This window comes from Sphingobacterium sp. LRF_L2, assembly GCF_965644235.1.
Classification (GTDB): Bacteria; Bacteroidota; Bacteroidia; order Sphingobacteriales; family Sphingobacteriaceae; genus Sphingobacterium.
In genome coordinates, this window is sequence record NZ_CBFFRI010000005.1 from 290,866 (window position 1) to 314,823 (window position 23,958).

Genomic DNA, 23,958 nt, shown 5'->3' on the forward strand with positions numbered 1-23,958 from the left:
CCATGTTTAACAAAACGTATCAACTGAGAAAAAAGAGCGTATTGTTCTTTTCATTGCTTGTCGCGGCCGTTACTCAAGCACAGGCGCAACAGGAGCAGGTAAAAGGGGCTACACAAAATGATGTTGGAGAATTTCTCTCTGGCGTGAGTATCAAGGCTGTCCATCAGAGCTCGGGTAAAAGCTTCACCACCAGTTCTGCAGAAAAGGGATTGTTTAGCTTTAACGGTCTCCCGGAAGGAGGTCCTTACCAATTTATTTTTAGTTATGTAGGTTTCGAGCCAGATACCTTATCGGGGTATACGATTCAGGCAGGAAAGCCATTAGCCCTTAGTGTGAAATTGCTCCCGATTAGTACAGCATTGGAAGAGGTCGTGATTGGTTACGGCCGTGTTTCTAGAAAGGATGTGACCAGTTCAATCACCACAATTAAAGCGGAAGATATGAATGTTGGGGTATTTACTTCGCCTGCACAGATGCTGCAAGGAAAGGTACCCGGATTGACTATTTCTGCAAACAACAGTAATCCAAATGCGACACCTTCGGTGAGCTTACGGGGAGCTTCGACGCTGCGCGATGGAGAGGCTATGGAACCTTACTATGTGATTGACGGAGTTCCTGGTGCTTCGCTGACCTTGATTGCTCCGGATGATATCGAATCTATTGATGTTTTGCGCGATGCTTCTGCGACTGCAATCTATGGTTCGAAAGCTGCAAATGGGGTGATCATCGTTACGACAAAACGTGGGAAATCCGGACAGACCAGTATCAATTATAATGGGTATTTAGCGATTGATAACGTTGCTAAACACTATGAAATGATGAATGCGGCACAATATCGGGATTTTGTGAAAACAAACAGTTTTTCTATGGAACCTACCGACGATCTTGGCGCGGATACCGATTGGCAGCGTGAAGTGGAACGTACTGGTATATCGAATAATCATAATATATCGATTCTAGGGGGCGCAGAGAAAACACAATACAGTGTTAGTCTCAATACGATTAAGAATAATGGCGTGATAAAAGGGACAGATATGGGGCGCCAAATTGGGCGTGCTTTTCTACAGACGAAGGCCTTAAATGACCGCCTGACCGCTTCTTTTAATGTGAATACAAGCATAACTAAACAAAATGATGTGTTGGCGTTGGATCAGGGATTGAGCGTATACGACGCGATGTATTATTATTTGCCAGTATCGCCTGTGAAGAATACAGATGGATCTTGGTTTGAGAAACCCGATCGGTCTCAATATGCAAATCCTGTTTCTTTGATTGAGGAAAATACGAATTTCTCCAAAACGAAGGTCATCCAAGCACATGCGAAATTGGGCTACGAAATTTTGCCGAATCTGACCTATAATATCGATCTCTCTTTGCAGAATAAACAATTCAATAATGCGCAATACTACTCTACTTTTTCTATGGCGGCCCGTAACCAAAATGGGAAGTCTATCCGCGCTGCGGTAGAAGATGAAAGAAAGGTAATGGAGATGAACTTAAGCTATGATAAAACTTTTGGGATGAAACATAAACTCTCAGCGTTAGCGGGTTATTCTTGGGAAGAAAATAACAACAACGATGGTTTTCAGTTGACAGCTTCTGACTATTATAATGATGCATTGGGTTATTATAATTCGGGAATGGCTAATGTTGTGGACCGGCTTGGGTTTGGTAATTATTACCTTTCTACACTTCGTATGATCTCCGTGTATGGACGGTTAAACTATTCGTACAATAGTAAATATATTTTACAAGCTACCGTTCGTCGTGATGGATCGTCTGCATTCGGAGTGAACAATCGTTGGGCGACATTTCCTTCGGTTTCTGGAGCCTGGCGTTTATCGGAGGAGTCCTTTATCCATGAAACTGGGATTTTTGACGACTTAAAGCTGCGTATAGGGTATGGTCAAAGTGGAAATTCTCTTGGTTTTGATGCTTTTACCGCGCAAAGTGTACAAGGGGCAAAAGAAAGGTTTTTTGATTATGTTGACGAAACAGGTTTGGTAAGTTCTCTACGTACATTGGGGATGCTGCGTAATAGTAATCCTGATTTGAGATGGGAAACAACAAGTATGATCAATCTTGGTTTGGATTTCGGATTTCTTAAAAATCGTTTAACGGGGTCGTTAGAAGTCTATAAGAAGAAAACTAGCGATTTGATCTATGATTATCAGGTGAGTCAATCAAAATATATTTGGCCGATATTAACAGCAAATGTGGGCGAAATTGAAAACAGAGGTATAGAGCTTAGCTTAAATGTAAAGGCGATTGATAAGGAAAGCTTCAAATGGAATACTGGTATTGTCATGTCGCATAATACCAATAAGGTTGTCAGTATCGCAAATGAGCAATTTACAAACGAATATATTGAACTTTCTGACCTTGGAGGTGCAGGACAAACGAATATTCTCCAGCAACGGTTAACGCCGGGAGCGCCTATTGGCCAATTCTACACATGGGAATGGGCTGGCTACAATGAAGAAGGGGTTTCTGTTTTTTACGAGCGTGATGAGAAGACAGGTGAACGCACAGGAGAAACGACTGCTACGCCGATGAAGAAAGATCAGACTGTGACAGGAAGTCCGCAGCCTAAATTGGTTTTGGGATGGAATAACAGTTTGTCGTATAAAAATCTCTCGTTAACGGGGATGTTTCAAGGTGCTTTTGGACAGAAGATTATGAATGCAACACGTGCCCGCCATTCGAATGTCGTGGGAAATGCTGGGCAGAAAAATCTTTTGGCCAGTGTGTTGGATACGGAGTTGATGACCGATGTGAATGCGCATTATCTTTCGGATAGATATTTAGAGAATGGCAGTTTCTTGCGTTTGGCTTATCTGACGTTGGCGTATAACGTACCAGTCAAAAAAATGCCAATCAAAAATCTAAGGATATATACCACCATGAATAATGTCTTTGTATTGACCAAATACAAGGGGATAGATCCTGAAGTTGGATTGGGCGGATTGACGCCTGGAATTGATAACCGTCAGACGTATCCGCGTACACGCACGATCATGTTTGGGCTTAATTTTAATTTATAATAGAAGGGAAATATAAGATGAATCTGACAGGATTGAAACGATGTATTCAGCACTTTGGATATGTATTTTTTAATCCAAGAAGGTTCCATCTGACAATAAAAAATAAACAGATGAAATCAACACTTTTTGGTCGCTTAATTTCCATGTCGGCTTTAGCATTAACTTTGGCTTCTTGTAGCGACTTGGATGTAGACATAAAATCACAGTACACAGAATTTCCGAATTCGGAACGCGCAGCAGAGGCTATTTTAGCAGATGTGTATGCAGCATACAGGGGGGCATTGGGGCGTGACCATTGGATGGCGCAGACGCTTTCGGGCGATGAAGCAGTCAGTGTATCGATGGGTACGGACTGGTATGATGGGGGGCGATACCGTGAGTTTCACGTGCACAACTGGACCGCAGATAATGGCTTGCTTCCTAGCATGTGGAACGATGCTTCGACTGGAATCACTTTGGCAAATAATGCAATCATTCTTTTTGGAGAGGAGAAAGAGAATCTTACGGCTCCCGCACGTGCTATTCGTGCATATTATTATTTTTTGTTAATGGATAATTTTGGTGCAGTTCCATTGATTACGGGGCCCGTGGATGAGGTTCCGGCGCGTACGAGCCGTGCGGAAATATGCCGTTTTATCGAATCGGAATTGTTAGACGTCAAGGATCTGTTGCCTACAACAGTGTCGATAGCGACCTACGGTAAGGCTACGAAATATATGGCAGAAGCCTTGTTAGCAAAACTGTATCTGAATTGGGCCGTTTATATGGCTGATGATGTCGCGAACTATACGCCAGCGATGTCTAATGAAAAATTAAATGAAGTGGTTGCGATGTGTGATGCTATTATTGCGTCTGGTCAATTTAATTTGACAAGCCATAAGTTTATGGCGAAATTCCGTCCAGATAACGGCTATCAAGTGAAGGATTTTATTTTTGCTATGCCTTATGACAGGGAGGCACAACAGGGAATGACCTATTCTCGTTTCTGGATACACCGTAGTGCACAAAGCCAGTTTGCAACATTGCCACAGAGTGTGGGGGGAACTTTCCGCGTTTTGCCTACGTATTTGGACAAATTTAATTTGGAGGGCGACGAACGGAATGCGTCTTATATTGGAGGTAAACAATATTATTGGTCGAATTATACGGAGGATAAAACGCGTCCATTTTTGATAACGACTTCAAAACGGGGTATAGATCAGGATTATTCGGGTACGGACGCTGATACACAGTTTTCATGGCAGTTGGAAACGACCCGCGATATTACACTGCGTGCGGATGGTGCTGCTACATTGAACGTAGGGAACGACCAGAAAGGTCGTTCGATGGGATACCGTTCGATTAAATTTTATATGGATGTGGCTGTGACTGCTGCGAACCAACGGAATCAAAGTAACGATGTGCCGATTTTCCGGTATGCGGATATCTTATTGATGAAGGCAGAGGCGATACTTCGCGGTGCTGCAGCAACAAATGGTGAGACTCCGCAATCATTGGTGAACCAAATTCGTGCTTATGTGAGCGCTCCGGCATTAACGACAACACCGACTTTGCAGGATCTGTTGGACGAACGCGCTCGTGAGTTTGCTGATGAGTCTTGGCGTCGAAATGATTTGATTCGCTACGGTAAATTTGAGGATAATTGGGGTTTCCGTTCTTTGTATCCTGCGGGGATGACGGAGAAGTTTCGCCGTATATTTCCGATACCAACGACGGTGCTTAATGTAAATACGCATTGGATACAAAATAACGGGTATTAATAGGCCGTATGAAACGAAGAGATTTTATGAAAAGCACCTTGGGTACAGCCCTAGGTGCTGGCCTTACTGCTGTGCCTTTTGTGAGGGTAAATGCCGCTCTACCTACGCAGATTGAAAGTGAAGATATCAATAGTCGTGCGGGATTAAAGGACGCGTTTGATCTGCATTTTATCGCTGTGGGGGATTGGGGGCGAAATGGAGCTGATCATCAGGTACAAGTTGCGCAACAGATGGGAAAATGGGCGACCGATCATCCAAACGATTTCATCATATCGACCGGGGATAATTTTTATCCATCGGGTGTTGTGAGTGAGCATGATCCACTGTGGTATTATTCTTTTGAAAATATATATACTGATTTCGCTTTACAATGGGATTGGTATCCTATTTTAGGAAATCATGACTATAAGTCGGATCCTGATGCTCAAGTGCGTTATACGAATGTTAGCCGACGTTGGAAAATGCCTTCCCGCTATTATAGCAAAACCTTCCGACTTAAGGATGGTAGTGAGGTATTGATAGCATTTATAGATACCAATCCGCTGATCCCGGAGTTTTATAAGAATAGTGAGTACGGGCCACATGTGGCTGGACAACAACCGGAAAAGCAATTGGCTTGGCTCGATAATTTATTGGAACAATCAAAAGCAAACTGGAAGATTGTGGTTGGCCATCATCCTATTTATACGGCAGGGCCTCGTACGGAAAACTACGATACGTTGGCGGTTCGGAAGGTATTGGAGCCTATATTGGACAAATACAGTATTCCGCTTTATCTTTCCGGGCACGAACATTCTTTGCAACACCTGAAAAGGAACGATAAAGTAACGCATCAGCTTATTTCGGGAGCGGGCTCTGAAGTGACTTCGGTCAAGCGTGGGATCGATTACAGTCGATTCGAAGCGGATCAATATGGATTTATGTATTTTGCCATGAACAAGGATGTTTTGCAAATGCAGTGTATCGATCCTGATGGTAAGGTGCTTTATACCACGGTTATTGAAAGGTAGTTGATGCCCATGAAAAGGCGGCCTATTTTTTGAGAGGCCGCCTTTTAAATAAACCAAGATTTTAAGGGCTTAGTTATTCGTAAAAGGGAAGAGTGTATTTTCGGTATGTGCTTCTTTGATCCATTTTTCGAGTTTTTGAACGATTTTTGGATGTTCGCTTGCGATGTTATGCTGTTCGGCGGGATCTTTTTGGAGATCATATAGTTCTAACGGGGCGGGGTGGGCTGACATCGCATTTAAGCGTATGCCTTTCCACTTACCAGAGCGTATGGCTTGTTTACCGCCTTGCTCGTGGAACTCCCAATAAAGATAGGGATGTTCTTTTTGGTGTTTTCCTTTCCAGGTATTCAATATGGAAATGCCATCGATGTTGCTGTTGTTTTTCACAGCAGCAATCTCTGTAAAGGTAGGAAAGAGGTCCCAAAAGGCCGCGACGTGATTCGTTGTGCTGTTGGGTTTTATGACGTCTGGCCAACGGACAACGAAAGGAACACGTATCCCGCCTTCGTATAGATCTCGTTTGAATCCGCGGAGCCCTCCATTGCTATTAAAAAATTGAGGATCAGCCCCACCTTCGCGATGGGGACCATTATCACTACTAAAAAGGATAATTGTGTTCTGATCTAATCCCAATTGTTGAAGTTTTTCAACTACTTGTCCTACATAAAGATCGAGACGAGCGACCATGGCTGCAAAAGTTGCATGTGGATAATCTTGCGAAGCATAGCCGGCAGGTCGGGTACCAGCACCATAATCTTCGCCTTCGTAACGTTCTTCGGGAAATTTGCCGCGGTAATACTGTATCAAACTATCTTCAGGTACGAGTAGCTCTGCGTGAGGAAGGATATGGGGAAGAAACAAAAAGAAGGGTTTGTCCTTGTTTTCTTCGATGAAGGCGAGCGCTTCTCTTTGTGTAATATCTGGTGCATATTGCTTTTGGTAGAGGAGATCGCCATTTTCTTCTAGAAGCACTTTTGTGCTGTTGTTCCAAAGGTGTGTAGGATAATAGCGATGTGCAAGGGATTGGCAATTGTAGCCAAAAAAATGATCGAATCCTTGTTTGTTGGGATCGCCTTCGGAAAGTACAGGACCAAGCCCCCATTTGCCAAAGGCTCCTGTTGTATAACCGGCTTGTTTCAGCACTTCAGCGATGGTCAATACGGAGTCGGCAATAGGGTATTGTCCTTCGGGCTTAACACCAAGGTTTCCTCGGATAAAGGTATGTCCTGTATGTTGACCTGTCATCAGTGCGGAACGCGAAGGTGCACAAACAGCTGTCCCGGCGTAAAACTGATTGAATTTTAAGCCTTCTCTAGCCAGTTGATCGATATGTGGGGTTTGGATCAGCTGTTGTCCATTGAATCCCACGTCACCATAACCGAGATCGTCCGCTACAATCAGGATGATGTTTGGGCGCTGCTGTTGTGCATAGCTAGGCGATAATCCAGTGAGTAGGGCGAGTAGAAAGATGATGCAATGCGTGTAACTATAAGGAGTCATTTTTATACGAGTTTAATGTGAAGTGTTTTACTTGGAGGAACTCAAGGGGTAGATGCGAAGCGCTTTGATCTTTTGTCGGCTAGCGGTTTGGCGAAAGCCAAAGAATCCTTCTTTTCCAATAGTCCCCTTATACTTAAATAGTAATTTGTTGTTTACATAAAAAGCGGTGTAACCTTTTTTGGGCGCGACGACTGTTTTTATTTGATAATATACATTCGGTTGCAATAGGTAAGGTGTTTCATTTTTTTCTGCAAGTAACAGACGCTCTCCCTTTCCATCGTATTTTCGAAAGCGTGTTGTACTGTTGTAATTTCCGCCCATCCCGACATAAAAAAGATCCAGACTGTCGTAAGAAGCAAGCTTACCGTCGCGGGACTTAAGCTCGTGATGTGCTGTTGGTTCATGGGCCAACCAGAACTGATTGAAATCAGATAGCCTATCGTAAGGTTCGCCGTCGAGAACGACCATGCGTTCGTACTCGATCACGTAGTCTTCCTGTAAGAGACTGTCTAGCCAGAGGGTAGCACCACCAAAAGACGCGATACTGATGACGCTATCGGTTAGTTCTAGTTTTGACTGCTGTGGGTATTCGAATTCTACTCGCCAGTGTGCTGGATCGGCAAGTGCGATCAAAGATGAATCCTGTTGTTGTGCTGTAGCTTGTCGGATGGTAAAAACACCGAGAAGGAGTAAGAGCTGTGTACTATAGAATTTAGAGGTCATTTTATACAATTAACGATATTTTCCGACATAATGAAGACATTGAATGGCTGTTAAGCCCCATTGTGCAGCCCAGTTGGTGGAAATTCCTTTCCATTCTTGCTGTGTACCCCAAGCTGTACCGGCTGCTGGTCTACTGGTTTGGAGCGAGAGGGGCTCTTTTCCTTCTGAAAATTCTTGCCAGGCGCGTGCAGCAAGTTGTTTGTTGCTGGATTTTGCTGCTGCATATGCGGTGAGCCGAGCGTGAGCATTGCGTAAGTTGAATTTTCCTTCTTTGGTGCCGAGTATCTTCTCGCGTTCTTCTCCTGTCGCATTATATAAGGTACAGTAGTTGAGCCAAGCTTTTTCAAAGTCTTTGTCGGGGATGGTTGCAATAATTTCTTGACAGATTTCTACTAGACCAAAGACGGCATTCAGGTGGGATACACTGATATTTTTTTCTTTCTTCAGGACAAATCTTCCCGTTGTTAAATCAAGTTGCCCAATGCCGGTGAAAAATCCCTGTGGCTGATGGCTGATGGTGCGCATGCTTTCTTTTAATCGGTTGAGCATGGCTGGATTACCTGTTCGTTCCCATTCCGTAAACCAAGCGGCGGCTATTGCGCCCCAATCTGTACCAAAGCTAACCAACACTTTTCCTTTCTCTATAGTTAGCGGGCCGTCTAAGCGCTTTCTAAGTGCGACAACGTCTTCGAGTCGGGCCGCTGCTTCTACCTGCTCCCGAAGGAGATCTCCTGTGCGTTCGTCTGCTGTTAAATAATAATAGAATCTTCTATTGATTGCGGTGCTAATGCGGAGCTGTTTGGCACTACAGCCCCAATGCATCACATTATGACGGCTTCCTAAAGGAGCATAGGGACCGAGATGGTAGACATCGACCTCGCCGGTATGTCGGCACATGGCTTCGGCAAAACGGAAGGCTTCGTGTCGCCCTGTTCGCAGGTAGTAATACCAGAGCCACAGATCCGTCGATAGTTCGGAGTTATCCCAAGCAAATCCGCCCACATCATATCGCCAAAGATGCCGATCTTCGTCGTATGCGTGCATAACGTCACCGTAGTTCCAGAACCCATACCAACCTCTTCGATCAACTTCTCCTTGGTAGAAGTCGAAAAGAGCATCCAATTGATTCTCAATGGCTGATTTTTCTGGCGAGCTACGATCGGGAAGTCCCCAATTACCTCCAAATACATTTTTTTTGTATAGATACTCGGGGGAAACTGTAAGTTGTGGCGGTTCCTGATAGGCGCTGGCGTATTCGTTTAATTGGATATTGGAAGGAGTTTCTTTGAAAAATGTGAGGTATAGTTCGCTTGTTCGACCAACGCCGTAGGGTGTACCATATCCTTTTTCGTAATCTTCGTAGGTGATCTCTAAGCCTTCCCATTGCTCTTCATAGCTGTCCTGCCCCATGCCATCGTGGTAAAATCGGAGATCCATTGCCGGGGCTCGTGGCGACCATAACCAGGCGGTTATGCTTGCTTCGGAACCTGCGGCTCCTCGAATATCCAATTGTGCAGGATAGCTTTGCCAGAAGTTGCGTACCCCCACTGCAACACCGCCCATGCCTGTTCCTAAATAGGTTGTTCCTTTGGAGCGCCCTCCATCTACGGCGTGTATCCACGCGTGTCCTTTGCCTGTACGTTTTTCGATGCTACAAGCGGAGGGGCTTAGCTGTGTAAGGGTGTAATCTCCAAACTCCGGTATATAAGGTAATCCGCGTTGCGCTCGTTCGTCGATATCTTCGAGTTGAACTGTTCTACCTGCTAGTTGTGCACTTCGAGCGGCTTCGCCTGGATCACGCCGAAGACCGGTTAATCCTTTGACGGCTTCTGCAAATACCGATTGGTCTTCGCCCACAAAACGAACGAAACGGTTGTACGTAGGGCTGCCTTCTAGCGGTACTTGCAAGGAAAGACCGATACCTTTAATAAAATCGTGTTGCTCGTCTGCGTTGTAAATGAATGTATGTAATGTTTTGATGCAGGGCGAATTTTTATAGATGTAAAACCGAAGGATAAATGGGAACTTTTTTTTGCCTTCTTCCTCCTGATGGTTCCCGCTTACCTGAACGAGGATGCGTTCACTTCCTTGATTTTCAATCTGTACCTGATCAATAGTGGAATGCCATGGTTTAATTTCACCTGTAGTTTCATAGTCTGTATCTGGATGTTCTTGCAGGAGAACCTGTAAGAGCATATCTTTTCCTATTAGACGGTTGGCGATCCATACCCGATCGATAGGGTGTTTACCTTTTTTTGGAAATTGTATGCGTAATATTCCATTGTCGATGAGGATAGCAGTCTCGTTTTCTTCAACCTGCATCGAGTTTGCGGTGGTCCGTGTTTTGACCAGTGAAATGTCTTCTTCTTGCAATAGGGGAGTTCCTGCGGATGCAAAAGCAGACCATTTTACCGAACCATCATTCCAAAAAGCTAACGGCCATGTTTGAAGCTGCGCTTGTTTTCCTTCTTGGTTTTGTAGGGCAAAGTTGTCTGTTGTCTTTACTTCTCCTGGCGACCAGGGAACACCAAAGGTAACACCTATAGGTAATGATGTTGTTCCATTGATCCATCTCAATGGAAGACGAGGAGAGTCAGTATTGAACGCCCTATTTGTATACCATCCAAACGTGGAAACCGGACTGGCCGCTAATCCGAGTAATGTTGTGTTTTTAATGAAATCTCTTCTGTTCAATGTCATACAATCAATAGTTGATTAGGATAGAATAACCTGAGCTTGATAGGCTACAATGGCAGTTTCATCCAAAAGTACGGCATTTTGTTAGTAAAGTCTACCTTTTTTATAGTATTTTTTTGAGGTTTTCTATTTTTGAGAAATTTCTGCGAAAGGAAGTAAAGTACTATATGGGGCCATAATGCTCTTCAATCATTATGGCCCATATAGTGCTTGGTATAGGTGATTATAGCTCTACGACAATTAAACGGCTGTATCGTTTGGATTGGGGATCATAAGCTTTGAAGTAATGTTTCCCTTTTCCTTGTATAGGTCCCGTGTATTTATGATCTTTTGTTGTTGGCGGATGTTCCGTATGGTAATATATTTCGAGTTGTCCGTTTCGGGTGTTTGCCCATAGTTTATCGTTTTCAATTTTAACACCCGGTGTAGGGATGCGGTAAGCGATATGAGGATGATAGCGATTGAGTTTGGGCAGTTCCTCTTTATAGAGTTGATTGCTAAAGGTACGCCAAGAGGTTTCGTATGATTGTTTAAAAGCAGTATTGTCGTTTATTTCACTCCAGGATGGTGAAGGTGCCCATGCGCGTTCGGCAAAAGCTATGAGTTTCGGGAAAATCATGTGATAAAGGCTTTCTTCATGGATTAATGTTTCTCCCCAAATGGCTGTTTGTAGTCCTTGAATGTTTGCTAAACCTTGTTCGCTGAGCTTAACTTTATCGTTGAATGCAGCAGGATTGATGGGGCTATCGGTATCGTCGTAATAGAACGTTTTAAAGTAATTTTGTGGAATAAAGTTAAATAGCTTCTCTTCGTCTATATAGCCTCCCCAGAACATACCTGACTCATAGAAACTGCGATTAGCGGCTAGATCCATATACATGTTGGTTACATTGGATAAGACGATTTTAAAACCTTCGTTTGCTAGTCTATAAGCTAGGTCCTCGCTTCCTGTGCCGTATACGTTGTTCCATACATCCATCAGGTAGTTGTTGGCCTGTAGGCTTGGAACGATCTCCATTTTTTTCTTCCCGTTAAGGTCGACGCGCTTCATGCCGATTTCTTCCCAACCGTGCATACGGATGTTGTATTTATTTAGAATTTTATGTGCCTCTGCAAAGTAGTAGACCCATAGATCATCTGCACTTCGGAAGTTCTTCGCTCGTAAAAGATCGTTTACGGCGGGAGATTTTTCCCATACGCCTGCAGGCACTTCGTCGCCTCCCATGTGCACGGTTTTTAAATCTAGCCCCGCTTCTTTATAAATAGAGGCTAGGTCGGCGATAACGTGATCGAGAAAGGTGTAAACAGAAGGCATAGCAACGTTGATTGCGTCGTCGTTCCAACCTTGTACTGTTTTATATTGCGATGCGTCGGCAGGGTCGTGAAGTAAGAAAGCTTTTGCTTTGGTAGAATCTGTTGTGCTATATTTTTTGTAGCGGTAGTCCATTGACTTAATAGCTGCGCGCGCATGTCCTGGTGTTTCAATCTCGGGAATAACCTGTATATGACGTGCTGCTGCATACTGTAAGATCTCAATAAAATCTTCTCGGGTGTAATAACCGCTTCCAAAGTTGTTGGTAAGATCCGGACCTGAGCCATGTGCCGGATAAAGATGGTCTTCAAAGCGTGCGCTATATCCGCGTTTTGCGCCATAATCTGTAAGTTCTTCTAGTCCTTTAATAGCGATACGCCATCCTTCGTCGTCGTTGAAATGGAAATGCAAGATATTGATTTTATAGTTAGCCATGATGTCCAATAGCTCAAGAACTCTTTCTTTAGATTGGAAATTACGGGCCACGTCAAGCATTAAGGCACGGTGTGCAAAGCGCGGTGCATCGCTAATTTTTACCGCAGGAATAGTGGCTATTTGGTCGTTGAAGGAAGATAGGATAAGATTTTGTAGGCTTTGCAAGGCATAGAAAAATCCGGCTTCACCTCCTGCTTGTAGACTTACTTCTTCAGGTTGGATGTTTAAAATATAGGCTTCGTTAGGCATATCGGCTTGGATGAATCGAATGCCTTTTTTTTGTGTGTCGTTGGAGACAGCGAGTTCCATACCGAGTAATGTTTTGAGTTGTTTTGCAAACTGGGATGCTAATTTTGTATAGGATGCGTCTGCAATTAGAATGACATCTTTGTTGAATGTGAAATTTCCCGTTAATTTTTCTACATGTTGGGGGGTTGGTAGTAAAGGGAAGATGTCTTTCGAATCTATGTCTGCTGTTTTAATGTTCTGATCGTATAGTTGTGCGGCGAGTTTGTTTTCGCTGACAACGATTTGCTCATACATCGGATCACTATTTTCCAGTGTGTAATATTTATCCGGCTCGGTATCTTGCACGAGAAAGAAGCCGACGGGGTAGTCTGAGATATTTTTGAGATAGGCTTGCTTTATTGGAATCTCTAATGTTGTGCTTTTAGTATCGAGGTGTAGGTCGTTCTTCGGATAAACGTAATAGAAATCTCCATTAACGTGTGTGATGCCAAATCTGGCGCTATCTGTGCTGCCGATTTCCGGATGCTTGTAGGAGTTGAAATAAAGTTTCCAGCTACCGCTGAAAAGCTTTTCTTGATCTTTAATAGCAATCCTAACGAATGATGTTGTGCTTATTTTGCCTGCGCTATCGATTTCACTGTGTATATGGTATGAAAGTTTTTCTGTCAATAGTGGTCTAGTTTGACAGGCACAGAAGGCGAGTATTAAAAATAAAATGCTGATGTTTTTCATATGTAAATAATCTGATTTCAATTGTTAGCGAGAATGTGCCCTGTTTTTTGTACTAGACAGGCCTATATTCATGTTTGCTAAGGTAAAAGCTCTCGGAATAGCATTTTTTCCTTGGTTCCGAAAAAGATTTCCTCTGTTCCTATACCTATTTAAGGCTTATAAAGTCTTAAAATAGCTATTTGTAGCGCTCTTTTTTTGTAGAGGGAGGGCGTAAAACAATCGGATGTCTTGATAAAGTTGATATGATTTTATTATTTTAGAAAAACAGGAACAGAGGAAAAAAAATAAGATTATAGGAATTTTTTCTGCCCATTTTAGGGATATGTTTGTGTTGTTACAGTTCCAATCAGTCTCTAACACTAACTAAAACCAAATGAATAATGCAATTACCTAACAAAAAAGAAAAAAAGTGGACTTTCTTATCGGTGATTACTTTTCTTGTTCTTATTTCTTGTGTGTCTACCGGGATCGCACAAACAAAAAAGACAGTGAGAGGCACGGTAAGATCAGCGGATGGCGTGGCACTTCCTGGTGTTACAGTCGTGGACTCGCTCAGCGCAACCAGCACTTCAACAGATGCACAAGGTGCATTTCGTATACAAGTGCCTGCACAAGCTAAGCTGGTATTTACCAGCGTAGGTTATAAACAGGATTCCTACACTGTTACTGGCGGTGAGGAACAGCAAATCAACATGATATTACGTAGTGACGAGGGCCTGATAGATGAGGTTGTAGTTGTAGGGTATGGTACACGTCGTAAAGATCTTTTCGCAGGTTCTGCGGTAACATTGACTCCGGAGGATCTTAATAAGTCCTCTATTTCTGTGGCGAATATGTTGCAGGGAAGGGCCGCGGGGGTACAGGTGAGTCAAAATAATGGATCTCCGGGAGCGCCTTTGTCTATTCGGATTCGTGGTACAAACTCTATTAATGCCGATAGTGAGCCTTTGTATGTAATTGATGGTTTTCCTGCTTCCGAGGGAATTGGTCTTACCATTAATCCAGATGATATCGAGTCAATTACGATATTAAAAGATGCGGCATCGGCATCTATATATGGTGCGCGTGGTGCGAATGGCGTTGTTTTGGTGACAACAAAGAAAGGAACGGAAAAGAAAAGTAATTTGTCGATCAACAGCTCGTTGGGTTATCAAGATGTTGTGAGTCGATACGATTTATTAGGTCCGTACGATTACGCTGTTCGATTAAATCGCTTATCCGTGGAGAATGGAAATTCGGCGCCTTATTCGGCTTCTCGCTTGGATTCTTTGCAGGCCGGTTATTTGGGTACGGATTGGCAGGAACAAGTGTTTAGGACAGGACGGGTTCAAAACCATTCCATAAATTTTATTGGTGGCTCAAGTAAAACGGGGGTCTATTCGAGTTTTGATTATCTGAATCAAGATGGGGTGGTTATTCATTCGAAATATCAACGAATTGGGGCACGTATCAATGTTGATCATGCGGTAAGTGATGTTTTTAAATTGTCGGCTCGAGTGTTTGGTAATTATGGTATCCAGAATGATCTTCCGTTGGCACCATCAACCATTAATGGTTTTCTGAAACAAGTGCTAAAGGCGAACCCTGCCTCAACTTTCGATTCTGGGATTTCAGCGCGCTTTGATGCTCAAAACCCCTTGCATTTTTTGGAGGCGCAGGATCGAAATAACACCGGTTATCGCACGAATGGCTACTTTTCGTTGAAATATGAGCCTATTAAGCGTTTACTTTTTCAAGCTGATTTTGGTGCTGATATGAATAAGGCGGAGGATTTTTATTTCGCACCTTCGACTGTTCCTACAGCCTCTGCTACAAATGGTGCAGGAAGTATAACTTCTATTGATACCAAGGAATTGATTTTTAACCCTACAGCTCGCTATGGACATACTTTGGGGAAAAGTAATTTAAACTATTTATTGGGGTATAATTTTCAGACGTATAAATACTTTGAATTTGGTACGAATGCGACGGAATTTTCTAGTGATGATCTAGGTTATAATAATTTAGGTACAGCGAAGACGTTCACGAGTTATTCGGGTAAATCGAGAGTAAATAGAGCCAGCTGGTTCGGACGTATCGATTATGACTACGATCAACGCTACAGCTTGACAGCGACATACCGTATCGACGGATCGTCGGTATTCGGTGCTTCGAATAAGTTGGGATATTTTCCTTCTGTTGCTGCCGCTTGGAACTTTAAGAATGAAGAGTGGCTAAAAGACAATGGTCTATTGTCTAATGGTAAATTAAAGGCAAGCTACGGTATTACGGGAAATGATCGAATTAGTTCGGGTATTTCTTTGGCGACTTTTGCAAGTAATAATGGGACAAAATATACATTCGATGGCGAATCTTCTGTTAACGGGATTGCTGTAACACGCCTGTCGAATCCAGATTTAAAATGGGAGAGTACAAAATCGGTCGACTTGGGTTTGGAATTGGGATTTTTGAATAATAGGATTACACTGGAGACTGATTACTATAATAAGCGTACAGATGATCTGTTATTGGATCGAAATATTTCGCCGTCAACGGGTTTTGTATACCGTACGGGAAATGCAGGTTCGGTTTCTAATCAAGGTTTCGAAATTTCTTTACAGACCGTGAATATTAGAAACAATGAGATGGAATGGTCAACATCGTTAAATTATGGGGTGAACAAAAATAGGGTGAACTCGTTGGGTAGTAATAACGCGGATATCTATGTTGGTTCTTTTAAACCGGATGGAGCCGCTAATTTTGAAGATCCATTTATCATTCGAGTTGGAGAACCTATTGGTGCAATTTATGGTTATCGCTTTGATGGAATTCTGGAGCCGGGAGATGAGGCATTGACAACGACGCACCCTAACGCATCGGTGGGAGATCCAAAATATGTAGATCTGAATGGTGATGGTATTTTGGATGCTTCGGACCGCGAGATTTTGGGGACAGGTGTACCAACGTCAACTTTTGGGATGACAAATAATTTTGGATATAAGGGTTTCAGTCTTGAGGTGGTGCTGCAGGGACAGGCCGGTGGAAAGCTGGTGAATGTGCAACGTTTAGATATGTTGAATCCAATTTCCACGGGAAATGTATTGGCGGAGACGTTAACGGAGACTTGGACACCCGAAAATACAAGTGGTACATTACCTCAGAATGGTTTTTATGGGACAAGCCATGGAGGCTGGGTCAACTCTAGGTTTGTGGAGAGTTCAGATTATTTGCGCGTTAAAAATGTCACTTTGGGATATAGTATCCCTGAAAAGTTCATCAAAAGAGCGCGGATGCAAAAGCTTTATGTTTACGTGAATGCACAGAATCTTTTTACTTGGACGAACTATAGCGGTTTGGATCCAGAAATCGGGAATCTCGCTACGGAAACGCAGCAAAATCGTAACGTAGCTCGTAGCATAGATTTCAATGCCTATCCGCTAGCAAAAATGTATGTGTTTGGGCTTCAGTTGACCTTTTAATCCTTAAGAAATTAGTTATGATACGCACGATAAAAAAATCATTATATATTAGTACGTTGGGCTTTGCCTTGCTGACGTCTTGTGAACGTGGTTTACAAGAGGAGTCTTACTCTGTTTTTGACGAAACGACGCTTACTAAACCAGAAAATGCATTGCAAGCGGTAATCGGTGTTTATTCGGCACTTCGGGATAATGGTGGAAACGGCTATTATGCGGGGTATATTTACCAGCTGTATGAATATCCAGCGGATATTTTAACCACGACGCCTACTTCTCGACAGGGCATACAATTGGATCAGTTGACTTACGACGCTAGCAACTCGGTGATCAACGATGTATGGGTAAGTATATATCGTCTCATTGCGCGGGCTAATGAATCGGAGCATTTGGTGTCTAACATTGATTTTTCTGCCAATGCAACGACTCAGCAGACGCAAAAGCAATATCTTGGTGAGATTCGTTTTCTAAGAGCTTTAGCTTATTATGATGCGACGGCTTTGTGGGGTGATGTGCCGTTGAATTTGAAATCTTCTTCCGAATTTACCGAAGCTGATGAAAACCCGTCGTTGGTGGCACAGTCCGTAATTGAAGAACAAATATTGACGGATCTGCGGTATGCAGAAGAAAATCTGCCAGAAACGTATAGTGCTGCTGAAGCAGGACGTGCGACCCGCGGCGCGGCGAAGGGATTGATGGCTAGACTCTATTTGCGGCGAGGACAGTTTCAAGAAGCAGCGGATAAGTGTGCCGAGGTGATGAATACCGTTTTTGATCTTCGCTCGAAAGCGGAAGGTGGACTTCCGGAAATGTTCGACAATAAGAACAGGTCGGATAACGAATTTATGTTTGTGTTGAAATCGTCTAGTGAAAGTGGTTCTTATGGTATTTTATCAAATGCTTTTGGGATTCAATCGGTTCCTTGGGATTATAATCGCGGTTGGGGAAATCTGCCGATACATCTTGCCTTTTATGGCGAATTCTCAGCTACAGATGACCGTAAAAAACTGTTGTTAGGTACATACAAGACATTGTATGGACAGATATACACTATCCCATCGGAATATGGCGGCGATGGAACGAGTATCGAAGGGGCTGTGTTGGCGAGCTACACCTATAATCTGAAATATCCGCATGTCAATAATTATAATTATGCAGGCTATAACAATGTGAGTATTATTCGCTATGCAGATGTGTTGATGATGCGGGCAGAGGCCTTAAACGAGCTTAATGGCCCGAATACGGAATCGATAACGCTCTTGAATCAGGTTTTGGAACGGAGTAGCGTCCCTGCAATAGCTTTGGGCGATTTCGCAACAAAAGCGGCATTAAGGGATTTTATTTTTGATGAGCGAGGTCGTGAATTTTTTATGGAGGGACGTCGACGTGAAGATTTATTCCGTTGGGGAACGAATGCTACTGCAGGTGCCAGTCCGTTGAGCAAGTTTAAAGAAAAAGTGCAACCACGATTGAGAGATCAGAATACCTATTCAGATGCGGTAAACTATTTGTACTATCCTTATCCGTTGACGGAGATACAAAGTAATACCTCTTTGGATTTGTCTATTAATGATGGACGGGTGCGACGTTAAAATCTAAAAATATACTGTATTGAAAAAAAGAACCGTATGGTGGGGATTGGCTGTTTTAGTAGGTCTGGGATTTCTAGGGCGGCTGTTGTATGTAGAGATGGGGCCCTTGCAAATAGAGCACATGGAACTGCATTACTTGCCAGAGAACAGGTTACGATTGAAAATTGTTGTGCAACTTTCTAAAAGTGCGGATGTAAAACTAAAATACTGGCGTATTGGAGGTAAGGATACGTTATACGCAGAGCCTTCTCTTGACGGGTCAACACACGAGATCATCCTCTATAATTTGCATGAGCGGGCACATTATAAATACCAAGTGATTGCAAGTAAGGGTGAAGAGCAAAGGAGCAGTAAGATTTATCCGTTTGAAATTAAGCCTATTTACCAAACGACGCCTTATTTTTTATTGGATGTATTGGAGGAAGAGGCAAAGCCCCTGTTGGAGAAGAAGTTTTTCTTAACGCAAATTTTGACGGAACCTGGTGCAGCAGTCGTGTTGGATATGAATGGGGACATTGTCTGGTATGAACCTTTTACAAAAGGCGTGAAGGTTACGTCGTGGACGAAGGACAATACGGTGCTTTGTATTTTGGGATCGGAAGATATTCCTTCGTCGGGTGGAGATGAAATTGTAGAGGTAGATCGCAAGGGAAACCATGTGACGCACTTTAAATTGGGTGAAAAACAGATGGATAAGATGGTGCATCATGAGGTTCGAAAAGATGCCGATGGAAATATCTATGCGATTACATTTGATAAGAAGGTGTTCGACCTTTCGTTGGCGGGAGGTACGAAGCAGGATACGGTAAATGGGGATGGGATTGTTGTTTTTGATAAGAAAGGAAATAAGGTATGGGAATGGAGTGTGTTGGATCATTTGGATGTATTGCATTTTCCTAACATTTTAAAAGCAAAGAAGGATATTTCGCACGCGAACTCTCTTTTTGATGATGGCAAGGGTAATTTTCTGATGTCGTTCCGCGACCTTAATCAAATTTGGAAAATTGATCGTAAATCGGGTAAAGTATTGTGGAAATTTGGCTTGCATGGCGATTTTCCTATGCTACAGGAAGACCAATTTTATAGCCAGCATATGGCGCATATGAATGCGCTGGGTGAATTGATGTTGTTGGACAATGGTGTGAAGACCAAACAATCCCGTGCGCTTTCTTTTGTTTTGGATGAACAGCATAAAACGGCGGTAAAAAGTTTAGAGATCAAATACCCTGCGTTGTATTTTTCGTCTGTGAAGGGAAACAGCTGTTTATTGGATAATGGTTTAGTGCTTACCTGCCTGACGGACCCTCGCGCTTTTTTCATCACAGATAAGAATGGTCGGGTATTATGGAAAATGGAAGTTGGAGGTGATCCTTATCGCATCGAGGAAATAAATTTTATAAACTGATGGAGATTGTAAGAAATAGAGCAGAAATCTCTGCTGGGGAGATTAGTTTGCTTCAGTTGTTTTGGATTTTTTTCAAAATTGGAGCCTTGTCTTTTGGTGGACATATGTCGTTGGTGGCTATTGTTGAAAGCTATCTTGTAAAAGAGAAAAAAGTGTTGACGACAGATGATGTTTTATATACGGTGAGTATGGCGAGTCTTATGCCTGGACCATTGGCGGTAAATATTGTGACGTATTTCGGTTATTTACTAAGCGGTTGGAAAGGTGCATTGGTCAGTTTTGTAGGCATTTTGTTGCCTGCTGTTTTGCTGATGATCCTGTTGTCTGTTTTCTACTTCAATTATGCTTTTTTGTTTGACTTTACCCTTGGTGTTGATTTATTACTGATTGCTGTGTCTGCGTTGATTTTGTCTACGGGGGTTGATCTTTTTAATAAACAGGTGAAGGGAAATCTTCTAGGAATCTTATTGTGTAGTCTGACGATTGCGGTGAACTTATTGTTTAAAGGTTTGTGGTTCAATTTTTTGCTGATGACGGTTGGTGGTTTGGTTACTTTGTTGGCATTGCCACTGGAAGATAGAAAAAGGAGGGAGAATGGCCGTAATTTTAGCCTAAGTAGAACAACTTTTTTTTGTTTAGTAGGCTTGGCTGGGGTTCTGGTGTTTTACCTTATAGGAGGTTATTATTGGACGGATAATACGAAGATCAAACTGTTATCTGTTTTTTCTGGAATGGGGCTTACATTATTTGGAGGAGGGTTTGTGGTTATTCCTTATATGCAAAGTCTGTTGGTCGATAGCTTACATTGGCTTTCTGCGAAAGAATTTGTATATGCGATTACATTAGGTCAAATAACACCGGGACCTATATTGGTGAATGTTGCATTTGTAGGCTACAAAATGGCGGGAATTGGCGGAGCACTTTTAGCTACCGTAGCTATTTTCTTGCCTCCTGCGCTATTGACCGTGTGCGCGATCAAGAGTGTGCGGCATACGACTAGGGTTAAAGCAGTTTTAAATGGTATAAAGCCCGTCGTGATTGGTCTCATCATTGCTTCTGGTTTCCAGCTAATTGCCTCTGTTGGTCAGCTTCACTGGTGGTTGTTGGCCTATGGACTGTTACTCTTTGTGTTGCTTTTTAGATTTCGTGTTAATCCTATCTATATTTTGTCGTTTTCGTTACTCGTAGGTTTTATTAGTTACTTTAATTTTTAAAAGATGAATATTTCAGGTGTTCAAATGATTGGTACCCAACGATCGGGGTCAAATTTGCTAAGGATTATTCTTAATCAATCTACGGCTGTGGTTTCTCCTCATCCAGCACATTTGCTTGTTAATTTTATGCCTTTACTTCCTTATTATGAACCGCTTGATGCGAATAATTATCGCCGGTTAGTGGAAGATGTGATCAGTTATATCGCGGTTAATCCCGTACAATGGGATGTGGCGTTGGATGTCGACAAGCTGTTTTCAATGTCGGCTGAATTTTCACTTTTCGAACTCAATAAGAATATTTATAGGTATCTGGCAGCAGCTAAGCATGCGAGCGTATGGTGTTGTAAAAGTATGGCGAATGTGTACTATGCATCTGCTTTGGAGAAAAATTATCCATCACTAAAATACATTTACTTGTATCGGGATGGACGTGATGTAGCACTTTCTTTTCAGAAAGCTATCGTCGGGGAAAAACACATCTACCATATTGCAAAACAATGGCATGAAGATCAGCAGGCCTGTCTTGCCTTGCAAGCGAGATTTCCTAAAGAGCGATTTTATGAATTGAATTATGAGAATCTTATCCGTGATCCTGAATATACTGTGCGTGGTTTATGTGATTTTCTAGGGTTAGTTTTTTCCGAGAATATGTTGGATTTTCATACGTCGGACGAATCGAAGAGAACAGCTGCTGGAGGGAAGATGTGGCATAACTTGACACGCCCTATTATGCAGGAAAATAGTAATAAATTTTTGACTGAAATGTCTATGGAGGATATCTTAATCTTTGAAAGTGTTGCTGGTGAAAGCTTGAAGGCCTTAGGATATAAATTACTGTTTGAGCAGAAAGAATTGCGCCAGTTTTCTAAAGAGGAAATTAGTGAATTTGATGTGTTAAATAAAAAGGGGAAAATCGCCATTAAGATGGACGTTGGAGATGATGATCTTAAAAAGCGAGAGGGACAGTTGGAAATTATCAATGGGATTAAAACTGGGGTACAGGTTCTTTAAATAGGGCTCGACCTGTTTTTTAAAAATAATTTGAAAATGAAAAAAGCGATAGTTTTTTATACAGCGTTGTGCTTTGTAGCACCAATTGCTTGTTCCAAAAAAGTTCCTGAGCAAGCTATTGAACAGGAGGTTGTCTTTGGTGAAGAATTTTTGGAGGGGAACGATGGAGATCCTGATATCGGAGATTTGACTGCCACAGGGATTTTTTACGATAAGTTTGAGGGGGCAGCTTTGGATGAGACGAAGTGGACGAAAGAGCATCGTGTTTGGGGACAGCCCGCTGATGTTAACCATCAGCATGGAGGGGTGATTCGGGAGAACGTTTACCTGAAGGAAGGTAATCTTGTGCTAAGGGCGTTGGGAGATCAATATACGGGAACCTTGCGTGGCGTCAACGGATTTGCAAAACGTCTTGGAGGTGTAGTTTCTACGAAAGAGCGATTTGGAGCGGGAAGATATGAAGTAAAGATGCGGATATTGCAAAAACCTGATGTGGGAGTTTTGTCGTCGGCCTGGACATTTTATTATAAGGAACTGAAAGATATACAGGCGGCTGCTTATCAAAAAGCGTTAGGAAAAGGTAATATTGCCGCAGCCGACGGTACCTTGGTTTTAAACCATGAAATCGATATCGAGGTATTGGGAGCAAATTTAAAAACATCGATGTTTACGACTTGGATTGGAGAACGTGATCAGGAACATTATAATGATCGTAAGACAGTTGAAGGAGGGTTGAGTGATGGAAAATATCATGTGTATCGTTGGGATTGGTACACGGGGAACGATGTGGTGGATCCGCATGTGGATTTTTATATAGATGGTGTTTTGCTGCACACGTCTACCGCTTACGTACCCTATCTATCTTCGTATTTTTATGTGGGTAACTGGTTTGCATGGTGGGCAGGAGCGGATAGTGGAAATTATAAGGCGCCTGATTTTGATACCGCGGAAATGTACGTTGATTGGTTTAAATTTACACCTTTCTTAGATAATGAGATCGATGAAACAGAATAGTACGATATTGGAATCCTTGTTGTTACATCTTGATGAGATTTTGGATGTTGCCATTCGCGCTGGGCATGTGATTCTAGATGTTTATCAAAAAGACGAAGAAGATTGGAAGGTGGAATGGAAATCAGATCAGTCTCCGTTGACGAAAGCAGACTGTTTAGCCCATGAAGTTATCGCTAAGGGCTTAACTAATTTGTTTCCTGATATTCCTATTCTTTCGGAAGAGGGGCGGACCATCCCTTATGAGGATAGGAAAGACTGGTCCGTATATTGGTGTGTTGATCCTCTGGATGGAACGAAAGAATTCCTTGCGCGAAATGGCGAATTTACTGTTAATATCGCATTGATGGTAGCGGGTGTTCCTATTTTTGGTGTGATTTACGCACCTGTACTTGATGTCTTGTATTTCGGAGGAGCACAATTAGGAAGTTTTAAGCAGGAGGGAGGAAGTCGTATCGCTATCGCCGTTAATCCCGATAGGGTACCTGCGGTGGCGGTAGGTAGTCGTTCACATCGTTCGCCTGAAGAAGATTTATTTTTGCAAAAATACGGTATAAAGGACGTTCGGAGTGTGGGGAGCTCGCTTAAATTTTGTTGTATAGCCGCGGGGGAAGCGACTTTGTATTATCGACATGGACCTACCATGGAATGGGATATCGCGGCGGGGCATGCCATCGTAAAATATAGTGGGGGCGATATTACACAGATTGACGGAAGCCCCATGGTTTACAACAAACCCGAACTTGTAAATCCGAGTTTCGTTTGTTTACCGCTAGCCTAACATAGTACTCAACATCACCTATACAAG

At 42.7% G+C, this 23,958-nt stretch carries 14 protein-coding genes; 10 read left to right on the plus strand and 4 right to left on the minus strand.

The window, feature by feature from the left end:
- Window positions 1-2 precede the first annotated feature (2 nt).
- From ACSZOX_RS12580 to ACSZOX_RS12590, 3 genes are all read left to right on the plus strand, one after another.
- Complete coding sequence (locus ACSZOX_RS12580; protein ID WP_437920338.1) at window positions 3-3,044, plus strand: SusC/RagA family TonB-linked outer membrane protein; 3,042 nt, start codon at window positions 3-5, stop codon at window positions 3,042-3,044.
- Between the two features lie 110 nt (window positions 3,045-3,154).
- A complete protein-coding gene (locus tag ACSZOX_RS12585) occupies window positions 3,155-4,804 on the plus strand; it encodes a RagB/SusD family nutrient uptake outer membrane protein (RefSeq protein WP_437920339.1) in 1,650 nt (549 codons plus the stop codon).
- 8 nt (window positions 4,805-4,812) lie between these two features.
- On the plus strand, window positions 4,813-5,814 hold the full coding sequence (locus tag ACSZOX_RS12590) for a purple acid phosphatase family protein (protein ID WP_437920340.1): 1,002 nt from the start codon (window positions 4,813-4,815) through the stop codon (window positions 5,812-5,814).
- A gap of 69 nt (window positions 5,815-5,883) precedes the next feature.
- Here the strand turns inward: ACSZOX_RS12590 and ACSZOX_RS12595 are convergent, their stop codons facing one another.
- The 4 genes from ACSZOX_RS12595 to ACSZOX_RS12610 all read right to left on the minus strand — a co-directional run bounded on the left by ACSZOX_RS12595 (window position 5,884) and on the right by ACSZOX_RS12610 (window position 13,462).
- A complete protein-coding gene (locus tag ACSZOX_RS12595) occupies window positions 5,884-7,314 on the minus strand; it encodes an arylsulfatase (RefSeq protein WP_437920341.1) in 1,431 nt (476 codons plus the stop codon).
- Between the two features lie 27 nt (window positions 7,315-7,341).
- Window positions 7,342-8,037: a DUF6250 domain-containing protein gene (locus ACSZOX_RS12600; protein ID WP_437920342.1), complete on the minus strand. Its 696-nt coding sequence runs from the start codon at window positions 8,035-8,037 to the stop codon at window positions 7,342-7,344.
- A 9-nt stretch (window positions 8,038-8,046) separates the two neighbouring features.
- Window positions 8,047-10,737, minus strand: coding sequence for a hypothetical protein (locus ACSZOX_RS12605; RefSeq protein WP_437920343.1), 2,691 nt, complete (start codon window positions 10,735-10,737; stop codon window positions 8,047-8,049).
- 220 nt (window positions 10,738-10,957) lie between these two features.
- Entirely contained in the window at window positions 10,958-13,462 is a 2,505-nt protein-coding gene (locus ACSZOX_RS12610; protein ID WP_437920344.1) for a family 20 glycosylhydrolase, read from the minus strand.
- 380 nt (window positions 13,463-13,842) lie between these two features.
- On the opposite strand from ACSZOX_RS12610, the gene ACSZOX_RS12615 reads away from it, so the two are divergent.
- The 7 genes from ACSZOX_RS12615 to cysQ are packed head-to-tail and all read left to right on the plus strand — an operon-like array spanning window position 13,843 to window position 23,931.
- Window positions 13,843-16,920, plus strand: a complete 3,078-nt coding sequence (locus ACSZOX_RS12615) for a SusC/RagA family TonB-linked outer membrane protein (protein WP_437920345.1) — start codon at window positions 13,843-13,845, stop codon at window positions 16,918-16,920.
- A gap of 17 nt (window positions 16,921-16,937) precedes the next feature.
- The gene (locus ACSZOX_RS12620) at window positions 16,938-18,509 is read left to right on the plus strand and encodes a RagB/SusD family nutrient uptake outer membrane protein (protein ID WP_437920346.1); all 1,572 of its coding nucleotides are present in this window, start codon (window positions 16,938-16,940) and stop codon (window positions 18,507-18,509) included.
- Window positions 18,510-18,528: 19 nt separating this feature from the next.
- A complete protein-coding gene (locus ACSZOX_RS12625) occupies window positions 18,529-19,914 on the plus strand; it encodes an aryl-sulfate sulfotransferase (RefSeq protein ID WP_437920347.1) in 1,386 nt (461 codons plus the stop codon).
- Window positions 19,914-21,128, plus strand: coding sequence for a chromate efflux transporter (gene chrA / locus ACSZOX_RS12630; protein ID WP_437920348.1), 1,215 nt, complete (start codon window positions 19,914-19,916; stop codon window positions 21,126-21,128). Before ACSZOX_RS12625 ends, chrA begins: the two co-directional genes overlap by 1 nt.
- Before the next feature lie 3 nt (window positions 21,129-21,131).
- Window positions 21,132-22,139, plus strand: coding sequence for a sulfotransferase family protein (locus tag ACSZOX_RS12635; protein WP_437920349.1), 1,008 nt, complete (start codon window positions 21,132-21,134; stop codon window positions 22,137-22,139).
- A 36-nt stretch (window positions 22,140-22,175) separates the two neighbouring features.
- A complete protein-coding gene (locus ACSZOX_RS12640; protein WP_437920350.1) occupies window positions 22,176-23,153 on the plus strand; it encodes a hypothetical protein in 978 nt (325 codons plus the stop codon).
- The gene (cysQ, locus tag ACSZOX_RS12645; protein ID WP_437920351.1) at window positions 23,140-23,931 is read left to right on the plus strand and encodes a 3'(2'),5'-bisphosphate nucleotidase CysQ; all 792 of its coding nucleotides are present in this window, start codon (window positions 23,140-23,142) and stop codon (window positions 23,929-23,931) included. The genes ACSZOX_RS12640 and cysQ overlap by 14 nt, the downstream gene beginning before the upstream one ends.
- The last annotated feature ends 27 nt before the right edge of the window (window positions 23,932-23,958 follow it).